Genomic DNA, 404 nt, shown 5'->3' on the forward strand with positions numbered 1-404 from the left:
GAACTGTCCGACGTGGCCAAGGGTGTCATCAAGGGCGGCGCGGGCACGGCCAACATGGCTGCGGTACTGGTGGCCAAGACGGTGGGCGGCGACGTGTTCTACGGCTTCATCTCGGCCGTGGCGTTTGCCACGATTCTCGCGGTGGTAGCAGGGCTCACGCTGTCGGGTGCATCGGCGGTGTCGCATGACCTTTACGCCACGGTTTTCAAGCACGGCAAGGCCAACAGCGCCGACGAGCTGAAGGTCTCGCGCATCACCACGCTGGTGCTGGGCGTGATCGCCGTGCTGCTGGGCATCGCTTTCGAGAAGCAGAACATCGCGTTCATGGTGTCGCTGGCGTTTGCGGTGGCGGCATCGGCCAACTTTCCGGTGTTGTTCCTCTCGATGCTGTGGAAGGGCTGTAC

At 63.4% G+C, this 404-nt stretch carries 1 pseudogene; it reads left to right on the plus strand.

Going from position 1 to position 404, the window contains the following annotated elements:
* Positions 1–404 (plus strand): annotated as a pseudogene (gene actP, locus I6F21_RS38280) (cation acetate symporter); the annotation flags it as partial.

The sequence above is a fragment of the Bradyrhizobium sp. NBAIM03 genome (genome assembly GCF_020194055.1).
Classification (GTDB): domain Bacteria; phylum Pseudomonadota; class Alphaproteobacteria; order Rhizobiales; family Xanthobacteraceae; genus Bradyrhizobium; species Bradyrhizobium yuanmingense.